Origin of the sequence: Pantoea endophytica, assembly GCF_002858935.1 — a bacterium.
Classification (GTDB): Bacteria; Pseudomonadota; Gammaproteobacteria; order Enterobacterales; family Enterobacteriaceae; genus Pantoea; species Pantoea leporis.
Genome location: NZ_PJRT01000001.1, coordinates 18,082 through 36,533, shown reverse-complemented (window position 1 = coordinate 36,533; position 18,452 = coordinate 18,082). Strand labels below are relative to the sequence as shown.

The following is an 18,452-nucleotide window of genomic DNA, read 5'->3' as shown; positions in this document are numbered from 1 at the left end:
TAGCCCACGATTAGAACGGTTTTTACCGGGCAAAGTCAAAACCCACACTGGGAAAAATCTCAGATTATTCGCTCCGCGCCGATTACCAGTAATGCTCGCTGGTCATGTGGCCGGGTTTGCGTTTGAAATGTTTGCGCATCTCACGCGTATCTTTGAGCAGCTGCTGGGTATCGCGCACCATCTGTGGATTGCCGCACAGCATCACATGGCTGGTTTCTGCCGTCAGCGGCAAGCCAACCGCACGCTCCAGTTCTCCGCTTTCAATCAACTGCGGTACGCGGCCGTGCAGCGAACCGGCGATCTCTTCGCGGCTCACCACCGTTTGGATGTGTAACTTGCCCTGATAGCGCTGCTGCAACGCCTGCATCAAGGGCAGGAAGCTCAGATCATTGGCGAAGCGCGCGGCGTGTACCAGCACAATATTGTCGAAACGATCCAGATCTTCGCCCTGTTGCAGGATCGATAAATAGGGGCCGATCGCCGTGCCGGTCGCCAGCATCCACAGCGTTTGGCAATCTGGAATTTCGTCGAGCACAAAGAAACCCGCCGCCTCTTTAGTGATCATCACCTGCTCGCCGGGCTGCAGCGCCTGCAAACGCGGGCTCAGTTTGCCTTCCGGCACCGTGACCAGATAAAACTCCAGCAGCGGATCCTGCGGCGCGTTGACGTACGAATAGGCACGCTGCACGCGCTCACCGTCAATCTCCAGAGCCAGCTTGGCAAATTGTCCCGCGGTAAAGGTATCAATCGGCGCTGCAACGCGCAGGCTGAACAGTGCATCGGTCCAGTTTTTTACCTCTTTCACTTCAGCATTGATCCACTCTGCCATGTTGGCTCCTTAATATTGTTTAGTTAGGTACATCATCGCCATCGGCCTAACGGATTTCCAGTCCATGCACGGGCAAAGGGCTCTCAGCGACAAACGCAGCGCACAGATCAGCAACTGTAGCGGGCGGTTTACAATCTGGACAAACAGCTTGACGGCTTGAGACATACAGCTTTGCCTGCGCCTCTCGATTTGTCACTGAATCCTGATATTTTTGCCGCCATAAATCCGAGGCGGCCTGTTTTGTGCTGCTTATTCTTTGTTTCTCAGGCAGACATTTTGTTCCATGTTGATAAGTAAAACGCAAAATCGCTTTCTGTTATTCATGCTGATCGTGCTGGTGGCGGTTGGGCAGATGGCGCAAACCATCTATGTGCCAGCCATGGCCCACATGGCCGAAACGCTTAATGTGCGCAGCGGGGCGATCCAGCAGGTGATGGCCGCCTATCTGATGACCTACGGCGGATCGCAGTTGATCTACGGCCCGCTGTCGGACAGTTTTGGCCGCCGTCCGGTGATCCTGATTGGCATGACGATCTTTGCCGTCGGCGCGTTGATCGCTATGTTCGCGCCCTCGTTGGATATTTTGGTGCTGGGCAGCGCGGTACAAGGTTTAGGTACCGGCGTGGCGGGCGTGATGGCGCGCACCATGCCGCGCGATCTCTACTCCGGCATCGCGCTGCGCCAGGCGAACAGCTTGCTTAATATGGGCATTCTGGTCAGCCCGCTGCTGGCTCCGGTGATTGGCGCGCTGCTGACGCATCTGTTTGGCTGGCACGCCTGTTTTGCCTTCCTGCTGCTGCTGTGCGTCGGCGTCACCGCGTCGATGGCGCGCTGGCTGCCGGAAACGCGTCCAGCGGATACGCCCGCCACGCCGTTCCTGCGCCGTTATGCCACTTTGCTGAGCGACGGCAACTTTGTGCGTTATCTGCTGCTACTGATTGGCGCGCTGGCGGGCATCGCGGTGTTTGAAGCCAGCTGTGGCGTGCTGATGGGCGGCGTGTTGGGGCTGGATGGATTAACCGTCAGCATCCTGTTTATCCTGCCGATTCCGGCGGCGTTCTTTGGCGCCTGGTTTGCCGGACGTGAGCAGAAATCCTGGCACACGCTGATGTGGTACGGCGTGAACAGCTGCCTGTTAGCGGGCTTGCTGATGTGGGTTCCGGCCTGGTTTGGCGTGATGAACATCTGGACGTTGCTGGTGCCGGCTGCGCTGTTCTTCTTTGGCGCGGGCATGCTGTTTCCGCTGGCAACCTCGGGCGCGATGGAGCCATATGCGTGGCTGGCGGGCAGCGCGGGTGCGTTAATCGGAGGCTTGCAGAATCTCGGTTCCGGCGTGGTGGCGTGGCTTTCTGCGCTGTTGCCGCAGCACGATCAATCCAGCCTTGGCATGCTGATGTTCGCGACGTCGCTGGTGATGCTGCTGTGCTGGTGGCCGCTCTCACGTCATCCGGAGAGCGGCAAGCAGGCGATTACAGGATAAATTGATGCAGCGCCGCGTCTTTGCGATCCAGATAGTGGATTGACTGGATGCGGCGAATGGTGCGCGATTTACCGCGCACCAGCAGGGTTTCGCTGGTGGCGATGTTGCCGTTACGCGTGATGCCTTTCAGCAAATCGCCGGTGGTGATGCCGGTGGCCGCGAAGATAACGTTATCGTTGCGCGCCATCTGATCCAGCTTCAGTACCTGACCCGCTTCAATGCCCATCTCGGCGCAGCGTTGCAGTTCATTCTCGCCCAGACGACGATTCTCTTCGCTATCCCCTTTCACCTGGTGACGCGCCAGCAGGCGTGCCTGCATGTCGCCGTCCATCGCACGGATCACGGCCGCCGACACCACACCTTCCGGCGCGCCGCCGATGCCGTACATCACATCCACTTCGCTATCCGGCATACAGGTCAGAATCGAGGCCGCGACATCGCCATCCGGGAAGGTGAACACGCGCACGCCGAGCTGCTGCAGCTGGGCAATCACCGCATCGTGGCGGGGCTTGGCCAGAATCGATACCGTTAACTGGCTGAGCGGTTTGCCCAATGCCAGCGCGATGTTTTTCAGGTTGATATCAAGCGGCAGATTGAGGTCGATGGCGCCACGTGCGCCCGGTCCAACAATCAGCTTTTCCATGTACATATCAGGTGCGTGCAGGAAACTGCCCTTATCACCAACCGCCAGCACCGCCAGCGCATTGGCCTGGCCCATCGCCGTCATGCGTGTGCCTTCAATCGGATCGACCGCGATATCCACCGCGTCGCCACGGCCGGTACCGACTTTCTCACCGATATACAGCATCGGCGCTTCGTCGATTTCGCCTTCGCCAATCACAATCTGGCCATCGATATCAATAGTGTTGAGCATAATCCGCATGGCGTGAACGGCTGCGCCGTCGGCCGCATTTTTATCGCCGCGTCCTAACCAGTGATAGCCCGCCAGAGCGGCGGCTTCAGTCACGCGGGAAAATTCAATCGCGAGTTCTCGTTTCATGGTGGCACCTGACAAAAAACAGGCAGGCAGTTTAACACAGCGGGGAAGCGGGACGGGGGAAAAACCCGCGGCAGGGCACCGCGGGTCAGCAGGATGTTACTCTTCGTCTTCCCACGCTTTGGCGCGAGCGACGGCTTTTTTCCAGCCCGCATAACGGACGTTACGTTCGGTGGTTTCGATGCTTGGGCGGAACTCACGCTCAATCACCGCTTTAGCGCGAACTTCTTCCAGGTCGCCCCAGAAGCCAACGGCCAGGCCAGCCAGATACGCCGCACCCATCGCCGTGACTTCACGCACTTCCGGACGCTCAACGCGCGTGCCGAGAATGTCAGACTGGAACTGCATCAGGAAGTTGTTGGCGACCGCACCACCATCCACGCGCAGTGACTGCAGGCGGGTGCCGGCATCGTTCTGCATCGCTTCCAGTACATCGCGCGTCTGGTAAGCAATCGACTCCAGCGTGGCACGGATGATGTGGTTAGCGTTCGCACCGCGCGTCAGACCGAAAATCGCGCCGCGTGCATACGGGTCCCAATAAGGCGCGCCCAAACCGGTGAAGGCCGGCACCATATATACGCCGTTAGTGTCTTTCACTTTCAACGCGAAGTATTCAGAGTCGGTTGAATCACTGATCAGCTTCATCTCATCGCGCAGCCACTGAATCGACGCACCACCGATAAACACCGCACCTTCCAGCGCATAGTTCACTTCGCCGCGTGGGCCGCAAGCGATGGTGGTCAGCAGGCCGTGCGTAGACGTCACGGCTTCGGTGCCGGTGTTCATCAACATAAAGCAGCCGGTGCCGTAAGTGTTTTTCGCCATACCCGGTTGTACGCACAGCTGGCCATACAGCGCCGCTTGCTGGTCACCGGCGATTCCGGCGATAGGAATACGCGTACCGCCTTTACCACCAATGTTGGTCTGGCCGTACACTTCGGAAGATCCTTTCACTTCTGGCAGCATTTCACGCGGGATATCGAGGATCTCCAGCATGCGCTCATCCCACTCCAGCTTGTGGATGTTGTACATCATGGTACGTGAGGCGTTGGTGTGATCGGTGACGTGCACACGTCCCTGCGTCATTTTCCAAATCAGCCAGGTATCAACGGTACCGAACAGCAGTTCGCCGCGTTTTGCACGCTCACGTGCGCCTTCAACGTGGTCAAGAATCCACTTCACTTTGGTGCCGGAGAAGTACGGGTTAATCACCAAACCGGTGGTGTGCTGGATGTACTCTTCCAGACCCTCTTTCTTCAGTTTGTTACAGTAATCTGCGGTGCGCGGATCCTGCCAGACGATAGCGTTGTAAACCGGTTTGCCGGTCTCTTTATCCCACACGATGGCGGTTTCACGCTGGTTGGTGATACCAATCGCCGCGATTTGATCGGAGTTAATATCGGCGTGCGCCAGCACTTCCACCAGCGTCGAGCTTTGTGACGCCCAGATATCCATTGGGTCATGTTCCACCCAACCCGCTTTCGGGTAGATCTGGGTAAATTCGCGCTGAGAAACCGCAACGATGTTGGCATCATGATCAAGCACCACGGCGCGTGAGCTGGTTGTGCCCTGATCGAGTGCAACTATATATTTTTTATCAGTAGTCATTGTGCTGTCCTGATGTGGTATCGATGAAACTTACGCTTTACGCTGCTGAGCGCGCGCAACCGGTTTTTCTGCTGTGCTGGCTTCCGCAACGTTAACTGGCAGATGGCGGCCAATCAGCGAACGGTAACCAAAGGCTCCGAGGCAAGCACCGACCAGCGGGCCAAAAATCGGAACCAGGAAGTAAGGAATATCTTTGCCACCGGTGAAGGCGACGTTGCCCCAACCAGCGAAGAAGGCGAACAGTTTTGGACCAAAGTCACGCGCCGGGTTGAGTGCGAAGCCGGTCAGTGGACCCATTGAGCCACCGATGACCGCCACCAGCAGACCAATCAACAGCGGAGCCAGCGGACCACGCGGCACACCGTTGCCGTCATCGGTCAGCGCCATGATCACCGCCATCAACACCGCTGTAATCACCATCTCAACCAGGAACGCCTGAGCTACGCTGATGTGCGGGTTCGGGTAAGTCGAGAAGATACCGGCCAGATCGAGGCTTTCAACACTGCCGCGCACCATTTGATGGCCCGCTTCGTAATCGAAGAACAGATTGTAGTAGAGACCGTAAACCAACGCGGCAGCGCAGAACGCGCCGGCAACCTGCGCCAGAATATAGGGAACAACTTTACGACCTTCAAAATTAGCAAACAGGCACAGCGCGACGGTAACGGCTGGGTTAAGATGCGCACCGGAAACGCCTGCGCTCAGATAGACTGCCATGGAGACGGCTAAACCCCAGATAATACAAATTTCCCACTGACCGAATGACGCACCGGCCAGTTTTAGTGCAGCAACGCAGCCTGCACCAAAGAAGATAATCAAACCTGTACCGAGAAATTCAGCGATGCACTGACCTTTTAGTGTGTTAGTTGTCTGACTCATAATGGCATTCCTGAAGCGAGGTTAAATTTTATCAGTTTTTGTTCTCATCCATGAGTCGCCCAGCTATCAATGTAGGGTTGATGTGAATTTATCGTTAACGAGCATAAACGAGAAATAGCGAAATTGAAAACTGTGTACTGTGTCATAAAAATGCGCGTTTTCGCGTCTTTTGCGTTTCTTTAAGGCCCATTCACCGCGCTTTACTGGTCGATGCTGACGTGATCGCGCACACAGATGCGCGAAGATGCGCATTTTTTTAGGCATAGACTGAAAAGTGTTACAGACTGCCCTCGCAGGCCTTGTGCCGCTGGACTTGCTGGGTTTGGCTACATACAATCGAGTCATCGTGGCTGAGCGCACTGTAATAAGGCATGCACTAGCCCCATCAACGCCTTGCAAGATTTAGGAGAGGTCAGAAAGATGTCATTTGAAGTGTTCGAGAAACTGGAAGCGAAAGTACAGCAGGCGATTGATACCATCACTCTGCTGCAGATGGAAATTGAAGAGCTGAAAGAGCAAAACAACACGCTGAAAAACGAAGTCAGCCAGGCTTCAGGCAACCAGGATGCACTGGTGCGTGAAAATCAGCATCTGAAAGAAGAGCAGCATGTCTGGCAGGATCGTCTGCGGGCACTGCTGGGAAAAATGGAAGAAGTTTAAGCGTCAATGCTTAAACCAACGGGTGCCGCGGCACCCGTTTTTGTTGCGGCTTACTCGATGTCGAGCGCGTCTTCAGACAGGATGATGCCGGTATTGTCGGCATACAGATGGTCGCCAGAGAAGAAAGTCACGCCGCCGAAGTTAACGCGCACGTCACTTTCGCCAATGCCTTCACCCGCTGCACCCACCGGAATCGCCGCAATCGCCTGAATGCCGATTTCCAGCTCTTCGAGATCGTCAACCTGACGCACCGAGCCGTACACCACAATGCCTTCCCACTCATTTTGCGCCGCCAGACTCGCCAGCTGAGCATCGACCAGTGCGCGACGGACCGAACCGCCGCCATCCACCAGCAATACGCGACCCCGACCGTTCTCTTCCAGCAAATCGTAGAGTAAGCCGTTATCTTCGAAACATTTCACTGTGGTGATTTGACCACCGAATGAGCTGCGCCCACCAAAGTTCGAAAAAAGCGGTTCAACAACATTCACAGCTTCGTGGTAGATGTCACAGAGTTCAGATGTATCGTATTTCATGAGGGTTTTCGTCTGTTTGCCACAGGAGCGCTAAGTATATCGCTATCTGGCGATTGTTGGCAAAATCATCAACCGCCAAAAAAAGCGTTGCATCAATATCCTGCGTAAAAAAAAGCCCGGCACAGTGGCCGGGCAGAGATTTCGCGGGTGAAGCTTACAGAATGAAGCGGCTGAGATCTTCGTCGGCCACCAGCTCATCCAGATGCTTACCAACGTACTCGGCATCGATAGTGATCGACTCACCGTTACGATCGCTGGCGTCATAGGAGATATCTTCCATCAGACGCTCCAGCACGGTATGCAGACGACGCGCACCGATGTTCTCGGTGGTCTCGTTCACCTGCCATGCGGCTTCGGCGATACGCCGCACTGCGTCATCGGTGAAGTCGATATTGACCCCTTCGGTGCCCATCAGCGCTTTGTACTGCACAGTAACCGAGGCGTTTGGCTCGGTCAGAATGCGCTCGAAGTCATTGACGGTCAGCGCCTGCAGTTCAACGCGAATCGGCAGACGGCCTTGCAGTTCTGGGATCAGATCTGACGGGCTGGCGACCTGGAACGCGCCGGAAGCGATAAACAGAATGTGGTCGGTTTTCACCATGCCGTGCTTGGTGGAAACGGTGCAACCTTCCACCAGCGGCAGCAGGTCGCGCTGTACGCCTTCGCGTGACACGTCTGGACCGCCCGCATTCTGGCCGCCACGCTTACAGATTTTGTCGATTTCGTCGATGAACACGATACCGTGCTGCTCAACCGCATCGATGGCATCCTGCTTCAGCTCTTCCGGGTTCACCAGCTTGGCCGCTTCTTCTTCAATCAGCAGCTTCATGGCTTCTTTGATTTTCAGCTTACGCGGTTTCTGCTTCTGCCCACCGAGGTTCTGGAACATCGATTGCAGCTGGCTGGTCATCTCTTCCATGCCCGGAGGCGCCATGATCTCAACGCCAGCCGATGAAGCGGCCAGATCGATCTCAATCTCTTTGTCATCCAGCTGGCCTTCGCGCAGTTTCTTGCGGAAGGATTGACGCGCTGCCGATGGCTCAGCCGCTTGTTCAGCCTGGCCCCAGTTATTTTTCGCGGGTGGGATCAGCACATCCAGGATGCGCTCTTCCGCCATCTCTTCCGCGCGGTACTTGTTCTTCTCGATTGCCTGGCTGCGCACCATCTTGATGGCAGAATCGGTCAGATCGCGAATGATGGAATCAACCTCTTTACCGACGTAACCGACTTCGGTGAATTTGGTGGCTTCCACTTTGATGAACGGTGCGTTCGCCAGTTTGGCTAAGCGACGGGCGATTTCGGTTTTACCGACACCGGTTGGACCAATCATCAGAATGTTTTTTGGCGTCACTTCGTGGCGCAGCTCTTCGTCGAGCTGCATGCGGCGCCAGCGATTACGCAGGGCGATCGCGACCGCCTTCTTTGCGCCGTCCTGGCCGATGATAAAGCGGTTAAGCTCGCTGACAATCTCGCGTGGAGTCATCTCAGACATGATGTTTAGTCCTTAGCCTTAGACGGTAATGCTTCGAAGTTAATATTGTGGTTGGTGTAGATACAGATATCGCCAGCGATGTTCAGCGCTTTCTCCACGATATCGTGTGCACCAATGTCGGTGTTTTCCAGCAGCGCGCGTGCCGCTGCCTGGGCGTAAGGCCCACCAGAACCAATTGCGATCAGGTCATTTTCCGGCTGGATAACGTCGCCGTTGCCGCTGATGATTAATGAGGCGTTTTCGTCGGCCACCGCCAGCAGCGCTTCAAGGCGGCGCAGCATGCGATCGGTACGCCAATCTTTAGCCAGTTCGACCGCCGCTTTCACCAGATGGCCCTGGTGCATTTCCAGCTTGCGCTCAAACAGTTCAAACAGGGTGAAGGCATCTGCGGTACCGCCAGCAAAGCCGGCGATCACTTTATCGTTGTAAAGACGACGGACTTTTTTAACGTTGCCTTTCATTACGGTATTGCCGAGCGTAGCCTGGCCATCACCGCCAATCACTACCTGGCCGTTGCGTCGTACACTTACTATTGTTGTCACGGGCAGACCCCTTGTTGCAGTAGAAAAGGAACTCCGCGCACTCGGCGCGGAGTATCATGCAACCAGATATGGGGTAGGAAAAAGGGGTTTCAACCCCCAGCAGCGAGGGGAATACAACTTCCGTGGCCGGAACTGTGTAAGCGTTTGACTGTGCTGTCGGCGCTGCTGCGATCTTTGAACGGCCCGATCACCACGCGATTCCAGCCACCGCCGGTGGTAATGCGGCTCTCAAATCCTTCAAATGCCAGACCGGCGCGCACGGATTCCGCCTGATCGGTACCTTTGAACGAACCACACTGCACCATCCAGCGTTGTGAAGCGGCTTTCTCTTCCGCTTTCGCCTTGGCCGTTTCCTGCGGCTTGGTTTGCTGCGTTGGCTCACGCGTGATCGGCGCAGCTTGCTGTTGCTGCTGCTGACGCGCGGCCTGTTGTTGCTGCAACTGTTGCTGGCGCTGCTGCTGCTGACGTTGCAACTGCTGCTGTTGTTGTTGCTGAACCTGCTGTTGCTGCACCTGCTGACGCTGCAGCGTTTGCTGGCGCTGCGCCGGGGTTTGTTCGTTCCACGGCACTTCGTTCAACTGCGTCGGCTGCTGGCGCATATCGGCCTGCATCTGCTCCAGCAGCTGGCGCTGTTCATCGGTCAGCTGAGTTTGTGATTGCACGCCACCAGCCGAAGGCTCAGTTGGCGACGGAACGGTAATTTGGCGATTTTCCAGCTCTTTGATGTACTTCCAGCGCTCTTCCGGCTTCGGCGGCAGGCCGTTACCGTTGGCTTTGTGGTTTGGAATGACCTCAATCTCTTCTTTCTTATGATGCGAGATAAACCATAAACCACCGGCAAAGGTGACCAGCACGGCCGCGGCCAGTACCATCATGAGCTTTGAAGTGCCTGATCCGCCTTTGCTTTTCTTGCTGCGGCTGGCGGGTTTTTTGCGACGCGTCCCTGTTGAACGCCCGCGGCCTACATAATCTTTCTGTGCCACTTTCGTTCTGCTACCCTTCAAAAAAATGCCAATGGGCATGTAAATGTGCTGTTAATTGCCCGGCAATGAATGCGCCATGTTACGCAAGGGCTGGAACTTTGACCAGCACAGTCTGCCTTCAGAATCCGCTGAAAATGCAGGCGTCTACGCACTATTTCTCCCGTTTTGCCGCCGGTGCCGTACTGCCGCGCACGCGCAGCTCCGCATCCAGCAGGCGCGAACCGTTATTCACGCGTTTACCCTGCAGCTCATCAAGTAACAGCAGCATCGCTTCTCGGCCGATGGCAAAACGCGGCTGGGCCACGGTGGTCAGCGGCGGATCGTAGTATTGCGCCAGTTCGATATCATCAAAGCCCACCACCGACAGATCCTGCGGAATGCGCATGCCAAGTTTACGCGCCTGGTTCATCGCGCCCAGCGCCATCAAATCGCTATGGCAGAAAATCGCTTTCGGCGGCTGCGGCAAACTCATCAACTGCTTAAGCGCATTCGCGCCGGCTTCAAAGGTGAAATCGCCATGCACAATCATCGTTGGGTCGATGGCGATGCTGCTGCGACGCAGCGCCTGTATGTAGCCCTGCAAACGATACTGGCTCAGCGGAATGTGTTCTGGCCCGGTGATGCAGGCAATTTGGCGATGACCAAGCTGCAGCAGGTGATTCACCGCTTCAAAAGCGGCGGTGAGGTTATCGATATGGACCGTGGGTAATGCCATCTCCGGCGCAAATTCGTTGCCCATCACCATCGGCGGCAGGTTGCGCTGATCTTCAATGCCCGCCTCAAACGGCAGCTGTGAACCCAACAGCACCATGCCGTCGATCTGTCGCGTCAGCATTAAATTCAGAAAGGTTTTTTCCTGTTTATTCTGATGCGCGCAATCGCCAATCAGTACCAGATAACCTTCATGCGCAGCGGTGACTTCCACGCCGCGAATGATCTCACTGAAGAAGGGATCGCAGATGTCCGGCACAATCACCAGAATGGTTTGTGTTTCACCGCGTTTGGCATTGCGCGCCAAACCGTGCGGCGCATAACCCACGGCAATCACGGCTTTTTCGACCTTGAGCCGGGTAGCAGCAGAGACTTTTTCTGGATTCATCAACGCACGTGAAACCGTAGCGGTTGAAACGCCTGCTTTCTCGGCCACATCTTTCATGGTGGCGGCGGTGGAGGGTTGCTTCTGGTCCAACGTATAACTCCTGACGCGGTACAGCGCATTGATTTTCAGACATTACCGGGCTTCAACCGGGTCGGCACTATTGTTAACCCAAGGTCGCGTCGGGTTGTTACTTAATTTGCATAAAAATTGTGACTTGTGCGACTTTTTTCGATCTGGCTCGCAGTTGTGGCGTGGCTTAGCTCTCGGTGGGATCGATATCCAGCGTCCATTTCACTTTACGCGATGCCGGCAAGGTGGCGATCAGCGGCAGCGATCCGCTCAACAGCTGTTGCAGACGTTTGCGCGACGGATGCTGCAACAGCAGCTGCCAGCGCCAGCGTCCACTGCGCTTCGGTGCCAACGCCGGAACCGGCCCCATCAGCCACATCGCCTCATCTTTAAGCGGGCTGGCTTCCAGCAAATTGCGCAGCTGTGTGAGGAATTCCGCCGCCTGTTGGTTATCCATATCCTCAGCGCGGAACAGCGCATGGCTGGTCCACGGCGGCAGCTGAACGGACTGACGCTCCAGCAGCGTTTGATCGGCAAAGGCGAAATAGCCGCGATGCAGCAATGTTTGCAGCAATGGATGTTCCGGATGATGGGTCTGCAGCAACACTTCGCCCTGTTTACCCGCACGACCGGCGCGACCCGCGACCTGCGTATAGAGCTGAGCGAAACGCTCGGCGGCGCGGAAATCGGCCGAGAACAGCGCGCCATCAACATCCAGTAGCGACACCAACGTGACATCCGGGAAATGATGGCCTTTCGCCAGCATCTGCGTGCCCACCAGAATGCGCGCGCCGCCGCGATGCACATCGGCCAGATGCTGCTCCAGCGCGCCTTTACGGCTGGTGGTGTCGCGATCGATGCGCGATACCGGCACGTCGGGGAACAGCGTGCCCAGCTGCTGTTCCAGCTGTTCGGTGCCGACGCCGACCGGCATCAAATGCGTTGAACCACAGCTTGGGCACTGATTCGGCAGCGGACGCTGGCTGTCACAATGGTGGCAGCGCAGCTGGCGATGGTTCTGGTGCAGCGTGTAGTAGCTATCGCAGCGCTGGCACTCGGCCAGCCAGCCACAATCGTGGCACATCAGCGCCGGAGAGAAGCCACGGCGGTTGAGGAACAGCAGAACCTGATTATCGGCCTGCAGGTGCTGACGCATTTTGCCGAGCAGTGCTGGCGCCAATCCGCCTTTCAGCTGCTGACCTTTAAGATCGATCAGCTGCTGTAACGCCGGTTTAGCATTGCCCGCGCGTTTGGTGAGATTGAGCTGGCGATATTTGCCGACGCGCACGTTGTGCAAGGTTTCCAGCGCGGGCGTGGCGGAACCCATCACAATTGGAATATCTTCCTCATGCGCACGGAACACCGCCAGATCGCGCGCCTGATAGCGCCAGCCTTCCTGCTGTTTGTACGAGCTGTCGTGCTCTTCATCAATGATGATGACGCCGGGGCGCGCCAGCGGCGTGAACAGCGCCGAGCGTGTACCGATAACAATCGCCGTTTCGCCGCTGCGCGCGCGCAGCCAGACGGCGAGGCGTTCGCTGTCATTCAGTGCCGAGTGCAGCACATCAATCGGCGCATCAAAGCGCTCACGGAAGCGGGCGATGGTTTGCGGCGTCAGGCCGATTTCCGGCACCAGCACCAAAGCCTGTTTGCCGCGTGCCAGCACGTTCTCCAGCACGCTGAGATACACTTCAGTTTTACCCGAGCCGGTAATGCCAGCCAGCAGCCACGGCGCATAGTGATCGTCTTCACTGCGCATCGCGCCCACCGCCATCGCCTGATCGGTATTCAGGCGCAGGCGATCCCCTTTGACGGCAAAGCTGGTACGCCAGTCGTGCATCTGCGGCGTGTGTTCACGCAGTTCGCACAAGCCTTTTGCGCGCAACGCTTGCAGCGCGGCATCGGTAAAATCGTGTTCGCTGACCTGATGACGATAGAGCGGTCGCTGACGTAGCATCGCCAGCGCTTGCTGCTGTTTCGGCGCGCGCTTCAGGCTCTCCATCGCCACTTCACGGCCAGCATCATTAATCACCCATTGCCACAGCGGCGCTTCCTGCGCGGGTTTGCCCTGACGCAGCAGCACCGGCAGCGCATGGCTCAGCACTTCGCCGAGCGGCGAATGATAATAGTTGGCGGCCCAATGCAAAATGCGCCACAGCGCGGGCGAGAACAGACTTTGATCGTCGAGCACGCTCTCTATCTGCTTGAGCTGCGTCAGCGGCAGATCGCTGGTCTCACGCGTACCGATCACAATGCCGATCATTTTGCGATTGCCGAACGGCACATTCACGCGTGCGCCCGCCACCGGCTGCGGCGCATCGGCAGGCAGCAAGTAATCAAACAGGCGAGGTAGCGGAACGGGCAGGGCAACCTGAACAACGGGCATCTGAATCTCTATCCGGTTCTGAATTAAGGAGAAGTAGTGTACACGGCTAATTAGGAAGCGGCTATTTGCTAAAACCGGTTAATTTCTGTATACTATGCCGCCTTCGATGAGAACACTTGTCGGAGCATACACTTAATGTTCAACCGCGTGTGGTGCTGTGCAGGCTGAGCCTGGCACGGAGAGCGACACGGCCTTTTATGAGGTTCTCCCATGAAACAAGGTATTCACCCTAAGTACGAAGCAGTAACCATGACTTGCTCTTGCGGTAACGTGATCAACACCCGTTCAACCATGGCTTCTGGTCTGAACCTGGACGTGTGCGGCAAATGCCACCCGTTCTACACTGGTAAGCAGCGTATTGCTGACACCGGTGGCCGTGTAGATCGCTTCAACAAGCGTTTCAGCGTTCCAGCAAGCAAGAAATAAGATTTTTGGCCGTCGAATCTTCGCGATTCGGCAGCAAGAAAAAACCCAGCCTCGGCTGGGTTTTTTTATTTCTGGCTTCAGTATTCCCAACTATCGGGATCGATGCCCATTTCACGCATAATCTGTTTCGCTTCTTCCGGAATCTCATCGCTGCGTTCTTTACGCAAATCGACATCGTTCGGCAGAGGCTGCCCGGTGAAAGCATGCAAAAAGGCTTCACACAGCAGTTCGCTGTTGGTGGCGTGACGCAGGTTGTTCACCTGACGGCGGGTGCGCTCGTCCGTTAAAATCTTCAGCACTTTTAGCGGGATAGAAACTGTGATTTTCTTAACCTGCTCGCTCTTCTTGCCATGTTCAGCGTAAGGGCTGATATATTCGCCGTTCCATTCAGCCATGGGTTACCTTAATCAATAAAAGTTGAATATGGGGAAATCCGTTGATTATGCCCGATTTTTCGATGCCTGACCCCTTAAACCGCAGGTTTTATGCTTGAGCACCGCTTCTGCAAAGGAAAGCGCGCTGAACACCAGGCGATGACGGACAATTTTAGCGGTTATTGATGATTTGCTCAATCTATACGCAAAGACATTTAGATGTCCAGATGTATTGACGTCTATGTGCGGAATGTTATCCTGTTGCTCTTCTTTTTCTTCAGGAACAGTAAGCACCATGACGCGTAAACAGGCAACCATCGCAGTACGTAGCGGTTTGAATGATGACGAGCAATATGGCTGCGTTGTCCCACCGATTCATCTCTCCAGCACCTATAACTTCCTCGACTTCAATGAGCCGCGTGCGCATGACTATTCACGTCGTGGTAATCCAACGCGCGATGTGGTTCAGCGCGCGCTGGCAGAGCTGGAAGGTGGCGCAGGCGCGGTATTGACCAATACCGGCATGTCAGCGATTCATCTGGTGACAACCGTGTTCCTGAAGCCGGGCGATCTGCTGGTGGCGCCACACGACTGTTACGGCGGCAGCTATCGCCTGTTCGATAGCCTGAGCAAGCGCGGCGCCTATCGCGTGAAGTTTGTCGATCAGGGCGACAAAGCGGCGCTGGCCGCTGCTCTGGCCGAGAAGCCAAAACTGGTGCTGGTTGAAAGCCCAAGTAATCCACTGCTGCGTGTGGTCGATATCGCCAGCATCTGCGCCGCCGCGCGTGAAGCTGGCGCCATTAGCGTGGTAGACAACACCTTCCTCAGCCCGGCGCTGCAAAACCCGCTGGCGCTGGGTGCCGACTTGGTTGTTCACTCCTGCACCAAATACCTCAATGGTCACTCTGATGTGGTGGCGGGCGCGGTGATTGCGAAAGATCCAGCGATGGCCACCGATCTGGCGTGGTGGGCGAATAATATTGGTGTAACCGGCGCGGCGTTTGATAGCTACCTGCTGCTGCGAGGTTTGCGCACGCTGTCACCGCGCATCGCCGCCGCACAACGCAATGCATTGGCGATAGTTGATTACCTGAAGCAACAACCGCTGGTGAAAAAACTGTATCATCCGTCCCTGCCGGAAAATGCCGGTCATGAGTTTGCGGTACGTCAGCAGCGTGGTTTTGGTGCCATGCTGAGTTTCGAAATCGATGCCGATGAGGCTCGCCTGCGCCGCTTCCTGAAAGCGCTGCAGCTGTTCACACTGGCCGAATCGCTGGGCGGCGTAGAGAGTTTGATTTCGCATACCGCGACCATGACGCATGCCGGCATGTCTGCAGAAGCGCGCGCGGCAGCGGGAATTTCGGAAACACTGCTGCGTATTTCTGTTGGGATTGAAGATCACGAAGATTTAATCGCCGATCTGGATAATGCATTCCGGATCGCAGCCGAGGAGTAATCATGACGAGTTCAGTGGGCGCGGGAACGCCGATCAAGCAGTTGCATAAATTTGGTGGCAGTAGCCTGGCCGACGCACGTTGCTATCAGCGCGTGGCCAGCATCATGGCGGATTACAGCCAGCCAGGCGACTTAATGGTGGTCTCTGCCGCAGGCAGCACCACTAACCAGTTGATCAGCTGGCTGAAATTGAGCCAGAGCGATCGCTTATCTGCCCATCAGGTGCAACAGGCTTTACGGCGTTTTCACAGCGAATTAATTGCTGCGCTGCTGCCTGCTGAATATGCCGAAACCCTGACGTCTTCCTTTATACGCGATCTGGAAAGACTGGCGGCGCTGCTCGATGGCACCATCACCGACGCGGTGTATGCCGAAGTGGTGGGGCATGGCGAAATCTGGTCAGCGCGCTTGATGGCTGCGGTTTTGAGCCAGCGCGAGATCGAAGCCGCCTGGCTGGATGCGCGTGACTTCTTGCGTGCTGAACGTGCCGCGCAGCCGCAGGTTGATGAAGGCAAATCCTGGCCGCTGCTGCAGGAGCTGTTAACACAGCATCCGCATAAGCGTTTGGTGGTGACCGGCTTTATCAGCCGCAGCGAAGCGGGTGAAACCGTGCTGCTCGGCCGTAACGGCTCGGACTACTCGGCAACGCAGATTGGTGCGCTGGCGGGCGTCGGTCGCGTGACCATCTGGAGCGATGTGGCAGGCGTTTACAGCGCCGATCCGCGTAAAGTCTCTGATGCGTGCCTGCTGCCGCTGCTGCGTCTTGATGAAGCCAGCGAGCTGGCGCGTCTGGCTGCGCCGGTGCTGCACACCCGCACCTTGCAGCCGGTTTCCAACAGCGACATCGATTTGCAGCTGCGTTGCAGCTATCAACCTGAGCAAGGCTCGACGCGTATTGAACGCGTGCTAGCCTCCGGCACCGGCGCGCGAATCGTCACCAGCCACGATGATGTGTGTCTGGTGGAGATTCAAATTCCCGACAATCACGATTTCAAAACCCAGCAGAAAGAGATCGATCTGCTGCTGAAGCGCGCGCAGCTGCGTCCGCTGGCAATCGGCGTGCATCCCGATCGTCGCCTGCTGCAGCTGTGTTACACCTCGGAAGTGGTGAATAGCGCCTTCAACCTGTTGCAGGACGCCGCACTGCCGGGCCATCTGCAGCTGCGCGACGGCTTGGCGCTGGTGGCGCTGGTGGGCGCGGGCGTGACGCGTAATCCGCTGCACAGCCACCGCTTCTGGCAGCAGATCAAAGATCAGCCGGTGGAGTTTGTCTGGCAATCGGAAGATCACATCAGCATCGTGGCGGTACTGCGCGTCGGCCCGACGCAGCACCTGATTCAGGGACTGCATCAGTCGCTGTTCCGCGCAGAAAAACGCATCGGTTTGATGTTGTTCGGCAAAGGCAACATCGGTTCACGCTGGCTGGAGCTGTTTGCCCGCGAGCAGGAAACGCTGTCGGCGCGTACGGGATTTGAGTATGTGCTGGCGGGCGTGGCAGACAGCAGCCGCAGTTTGCTGAGCTACGACGGTCTGGAAGCCAGCCGCGCATTGGCGTTCTTTGATGATGAAGCGGTCGAGCGCGATGAAGAGTCGCTGTTCCTGTGGATGCGTGCGCACCCGTTCGATGATTTAGTGGTGCTGGACGTCACCGCCAGCGAGCAGCTGGCGCAGCAGTATCATGATTTCGCCAGTCACGGTTTCCATGTTATCAGCGCCAACAAGGTTGCCGGTGCGTCGAGCGGTCAGAGCTGGCGTCAGGTGCGCGATGCTTTCGCCAAAACCGGTCGTCACTGGCTGTATAACGCCACCGTCGGTGCCGGTTTGCCGGTCAATCATACGGTGCGCGATTTACGCGAAAGCGGCGATAGCATTCTGGCCATCAGCGGCATCTTCTCCGGCACGCTGTCGTGGCTGTTCCTGCAATTTGATGGCACGGTGCCGTTTAGCGAGCTGGTTGATCAGGCGTGGCAGCAAGGCCTGACCGAACCAGACCCGCGCGTGGATTTGTCCGGGCAGGACGTAATGCGCAAGCTGGTGATTCTGGCGCGTGAAGCGGGCTACGACATCGAGCCGGATCAAGTGCGTGTCGAGTCGTTGGTGCCGGCAATTTGCGACGGTGAGTCGATTGATCACTTCTTCGAAAACGCCGACGAGCTGAATGATCAGATGCTGCAGCGTCTGGAAGCGGCGCAAGAGATGGGCTTAGTGCTGCGTTACGTGGCGCGTTTCGATGCCAATGGCAAAGCGCGCGTCGGCGTGGAAGCGGTGCGACCAGAGCATCCGCTGGCTGCGTTACTGCCGTGCGATAACGTGTTTGCCATCGAAAGCCGCTGGTATCGTGATAATCCGCTGGTGATTCGCGGACCGGGCGCAGGCCGTGACGTTACGGCCGGCGCGTTGCAATCGGATATCAACCGCCTCGCACAGCTGCTGTAAACTGCCTCACTTTGCAGACGGCATCGTCCGTCTGCATTCTTCACCTTCCCCTCGCGCATCATGAAACGCTTTCACCTTGAGTGAAAATTTGTCACGCCTGTTCATTAATTTTCAGTTGACGATAGCGTGCGAATCGTTCATTTTGTGCATCTGGACGTCTAAACGTATGGATGTTCGAAGGCCGCAAAACAATCGATATGT

16 protein-coding genes are annotated in these 18,452 nt (G+C 56.6%); 5 read left to right on the top strand and 11 right to left on the bottom strand.

The window, feature by feature from the left end; translation table 11 throughout:
• Nucleotides 1–82: 82 nt before the first annotated feature.
• Nucleotides 83–829, bottom strand: a complete 747-nt coding sequence (gene fpr, locus PZBJ_RS00150) for a ferredoxin--NADP(+) reductase (RefSeq protein ID WP_101760646.1) — start codon at nucleotides 827–829, stop codon at nucleotides 83–85.
• A gap of 283 nt (nucleotides 830–1,112) precedes the next feature.
• On the opposite strand from fpr, the gene emrD reads away from it, so the two are divergent.
• On the top strand, nucleotides 1,113–2,309 hold the full coding sequence (gene emrD, locus PZBJ_RS00145) for a multidrug efflux MFS transporter EmrD (RefSeq protein ID WP_101760645.1): 1,197 nt from the start codon (nucleotides 1,113–1,115) through the stop codon (nucleotides 2,307–2,309).
• Here the strand turns inward: emrD and glpX are convergent.
• The 3 genes from glpX to PZBJ_RS00130 form a co-directional block, all read right to left on the bottom strand.
• Nucleotides 2,299–3,309, bottom strand: a complete 1,011-nt coding sequence (gene glpX, locus PZBJ_RS00140; protein ID WP_101760644.1) for a class II fructose-bisphosphatase — start codon at nucleotides 3,307–3,309, stop codon at nucleotides 2,299–2,301. The genes emrD and glpX overlap by 11 nt on opposite strands.
• 96 nt (nucleotides 3,310–3,405) lie before the next feature.
• The gene (gene glpK / locus PZBJ_RS00135; protein WP_101760643.1) at nucleotides 3,406–4,914 is read right to left on the bottom strand and encodes a glycerol kinase GlpK; all 1,509 of its coding nucleotides are present in this window, start codon (nucleotides 4,912–4,914) and stop codon (nucleotides 3,406–3,408) included.
• A 30-nt stretch (nucleotides 4,915–4,944) separates the two neighbouring features.
• Nucleotides 4,945–5,793 (bottom strand): MIP/aquaporin family protein, encoded by an 849-nt coding sequence (locus tag PZBJ_RS00130; RefSeq protein ID WP_061720295.1) that lies wholly within the window; start codon nucleotides 5,791–5,793, stop codon nucleotides 4,945–4,947.
• A 420-nt stretch (nucleotides 5,794–6,213) separates the two neighbouring features.
• On the opposite strand from PZBJ_RS00130, the gene zapB reads away from it, so the two are divergent.
• Nucleotides 6,214–6,453, top strand: a complete 240-nt coding sequence (zapB, locus tag PZBJ_RS00125) for a cell division protein ZapB (protein ID WP_007885384.1) — start codon at nucleotides 6,214–6,216, stop codon at nucleotides 6,451–6,453.
• Between the two features lie 50 nt (nucleotides 6,454–6,503).
• On the opposite strand, the gene rraA is transcribed toward zapB, so the two are convergent.
• From rraA to priA, 6 genes are all read right to left on the bottom strand, one after another.
• Nucleotides 6,504–6,989, bottom strand: a complete 486-nt coding sequence (rraA, locus tag PZBJ_RS00120) for a ribonuclease E activity regulator RraA (RefSeq protein WP_061720294.1) — start codon at nucleotides 6,987–6,989, stop codon at nucleotides 6,504–6,506.
• A gap of 154 nt (nucleotides 6,990–7,143) precedes the next feature.
• Nucleotides 7,144–8,481, bottom strand: a complete 1,338-nt coding sequence (gene hslU, locus PZBJ_RS00115) for an ATP-dependent protease ATPase subunit HslU (RefSeq protein WP_007885388.1) — start codon at nucleotides 8,479–8,481, stop codon at nucleotides 7,144–7,146.
• Between the two features lie 5 nt (nucleotides 8,482–8,486).
• Nucleotides 8,487–9,023, bottom strand: coding sequence for an ATP-dependent protease subunit HslV (gene hslV, locus PZBJ_RS00110; protein ID WP_101760642.1), 537 nt, complete (start codon nucleotides 9,021–9,023; stop codon nucleotides 8,487–8,489).
• 89 nt (nucleotides 9,024–9,112) lie between these two features.
• Nucleotides 9,113–10,006 carry a cell division protein FtsN gene (gene ftsN, locus PZBJ_RS00105; protein ID WP_101760729.1) on the bottom strand — a complete coding sequence of 298 codons (894 nt, stop codon included), beginning with the start codon at nucleotides 10,004–10,006 and terminating at the stop codon, nucleotides 9,113–9,115.
• 151 nt (nucleotides 10,007–10,157) lie between these two features.
• Entirely contained in the window at nucleotides 10,158–11,195 is a 1,038-nt protein-coding gene (gene cytR, locus PZBJ_RS00100) for a DNA-binding transcriptional regulator CytR (protein WP_061720292.1), read from the bottom strand.
• 166 nt (nucleotides 11,196–11,361) lie between these two features.
• Entirely contained in the window at nucleotides 11,362–13,560 is a 2,199-nt protein-coding gene (gene priA, locus PZBJ_RS00095; protein WP_101760641.1) for a primosomal protein N', read from the bottom strand.
• A gap of 210 nt (nucleotides 13,561–13,770) precedes the next feature.
• Between priA and rpmE the strand changes: the two genes are divergently transcribed.
• Nucleotides 13,771–13,986, top strand: a complete 216-nt coding sequence (rpmE, locus tag PZBJ_RS00090) for a 50S ribosomal protein L31 (protein ID WP_007885402.1) — start codon at nucleotides 13,771–13,773, stop codon at nucleotides 13,984–13,986.
• Nucleotides 13,987–14,063: 77 nt separating this feature from the next.
• On the opposite strand, the gene metJ is transcribed toward rpmE, so the two are convergent.
• Nucleotides 14,064–14,381: a met regulon transcriptional regulator MetJ gene (metJ, locus tag PZBJ_RS00085; protein ID WP_007885403.1), complete on the bottom strand. Its 318-nt coding sequence runs from the start codon at nucleotides 14,379–14,381 to the stop codon at nucleotides 14,064–14,066.
• 274 nt (nucleotides 14,382–14,655) lie between these two features.
• Here metJ and metB point away from each other — a divergent pair, with 274 nt between their 5' ends.
• The gene (gene metB / locus PZBJ_RS00080) at nucleotides 14,656–15,816 is read left to right on the top strand and encodes a cystathionine gamma-synthase (RefSeq protein ID WP_101760640.1); all 1,161 of its coding nucleotides are present in this window, start codon (nucleotides 14,656–14,658) and stop codon (nucleotides 15,814–15,816) included.
• Nucleotides 15,817–15,818: 2 nt separating this feature from the next.
• A complete protein-coding gene (locus PZBJ_RS00075; protein ID WP_008109663.1) occupies nucleotides 15,819–18,251 on the top strand; it encodes a bifunctional aspartate kinase/homoserine dehydrogenase II in 2,433 nt (810 codons plus the stop codon).
• Nucleotides 18,252–18,452: the final 201 nt, after the last annotated feature.